Genomic DNA, 2,142 nt, shown 5'->3' on the forward strand with positions numbered 1-2,142 from the left:
GTATGAGCGTGTCCGGCGGGTGATCCCACCCGTTGAATGGCCCGCGTTCGCCGGCGATATTGAAGCCATCTTAGCGCTGAAGCGTGAGCGCAATGCGGTGGTGCCGGCGCACAATTACCAGACGCCCGAAATTTTTCATTGCGTGGCAGACATCGTCGGCGACAGCCTGGCGTTGGCCCACAAGGCGGTGACGGTCGACGCCGACATCATCGTGGTTGCCGGCGTTCATTTCATGGCCGAGACGGCAAAACTGCTCAATCCGAACAAGACCGTGCTCATCCCGGATCTCCGCGCCGGCTGCTCGCTGGCCGAATCGATCACGGCAAACGACGTGCGGCTAATGCGGCTGCGGTATCCGGGGGTCCCCGTTGTTACTTACGTCAACACTTCCGCCGCCGTAAAAGCGGAGTCCGACATCTGCTGCACGTCCGGCAACGCCAAGGCGGTGGTGGAATCGCTTGGCGTGGCGCGTGTGCTGATGCTCCCGGACGAATATCTGGCGAGGAACGTGGCAGCCGATACAGACGTCGAGATCATCGCCTGGAAAGGCCATTGCGAGGTGCATGAGCGCTTCACCGCAGCAGACATCCGGGAACTGCGCGATGCCCATCCAGGCGTCATCGTGCTGGCCCATCCAGAATGCCCACCAGACGTTGTCGCGGAGGCGGAGTTCTCCGGCTCGACCGCGGCGATGTCGGATTATGTCGAGCGTGAGAAACCGACGCGTGTCGTCCTTCTGACCGAATGTTCGATGAGCGACAACGTCGCGGTCGCGCATCCCGACGTCGAGTTCGTTCGCCCATGCAATCTGTGCCCGCACATGAAACGCATCAACCTGGCCAACATTCGCGCCGCACTCGAGCAGAACCGGCATGAGGTCCGGATTGATCCCGAAATTGCCGGCCCCGCCCGCCGCGCGGTCGAGCGCATGCTTTCCCTATGAGTCTGGAGGTTCGCGACATCGCCGGGGCGCCGGTCGTCATCGGCGGCGGCATTGCCGGCCTGATGACGGCGCTTCATCTGGCGCCGGAACCGGTCGTGCTTTTGACCAACGCGCCGCTTGGAACCGGAGCCTGCAGTGAACTTGCCCAGGGCGGTCTTGCGGCAAGTCTCGGGGGCGACGACGGCCCAGATTTTCACCTTTGCGACACGATAGCTGCCGGCGACGGACTCTGCGATGAGGCCACGGTGCGGCGAGTGGTACGAGCTGCACCCGAAGCGATTAGGACGATCCAAAGGTTCGGCGTCGACTTCGACCAGCACCCTGACCGCGCGTTGCGACTTGGGCTCGAGGCGGCACACTCGCGACGGCGGATTGTGCATGCAGCCGGCGACGCCACCGGTCGCGAGTTGGTGCGCGCGCTCGTCGCCGCGGTTCGGCGTACAGCCTCGATCACCATTATCGAAAATGTGGAGGTCCGCCGGCTGGTCGTGCAGGACGGGTCGGTCATCGCCGTGGTCGCAGCAGGACGAGCCGGCGCGCTCGCTCTGCCCACGCGTCGCGCGGTGCTGGCGACCGGCGGCGTCGGCGGGCTGTTTTGCGACACGACAAACCCCGCTGGCTCATGGGGTCACGGGCTGGCGCTCGCCGCATGGGCGGGGGCGGAACTCGCCGACTTGGAATTCATACAGTTCCATCCAACTGCGCTCGACGGTCCGCGCCGGCCGATGCCGCTGGTGAGCGAAGCCGTGCGTGGCGAAGGCGCGGTGCTCATCGATGAGCGAGGAGAGCGCTTCCTCGCCGACACACCTGGCGGTGAACTTGCGCCTCGCGACGTCGTAGCGCGCGCCATTTGGCACCAGCTTGCCGTTGGACGCCGCGTATTCCTGGACGCACGGCAAAGTCTCGGCCCGAGATTTGGCAAGCGTTTTCCAGGCATCGCCGAATTGTGCCGGAGCGCAGGAATCGACCCCGCGACCGACCTGATCCCGGTGCGCCCGGCGGCACATTATCACATGGGCGGCGTCGCCGTAGACAGCGCCGGCCGCAGCTCCATCGAGGGATTGTGGGCCTGCGGTGAGGTGGCCTGTACCGGCCTGCACGGCGCCAACCGCCTGGCCAGCAACTCGCTCACCGAAGCGGCGGTCACCGCGAGCTGGGTTGCCGAAAGCGTTGCCGGCACGTCGTATACCCGGCGACCC

The 2,142-nt window shown here is 65.4% G+C and carries 2 protein-coding genes; both read left to right on the forward strand.

Going from position 1 to position 2,142, the window contains the following annotated elements:
• Positions 1-943, forward strand: a 943-nt coding sequence (gene nadA, locus EN906_RS31860) for a quinolinate synthase NadA (RefSeq protein WP_127375668.1), incomplete at its 5' end; no start/stop codon positions are given.
• The coding region (locus EN906_RS31865; protein WP_127375669.1) for an L-aspartate oxidase at positions 940-2,142 on the forward strand (1,203 nt) is incomplete at its 3' end. The genes nadA and EN906_RS31865, both read left to right, overlap by 4 nt.

The sequence above is a fragment of the Mesorhizobium sp. M7A.F.Ca.CA.004.06.1.1 genome, from assembly GCF_003999135.1.
Classification (GTDB): Bacteria; Pseudomonadota; Alphaproteobacteria; order Rhizobiales; family Rhizobiaceae; genus Mesorhizobium.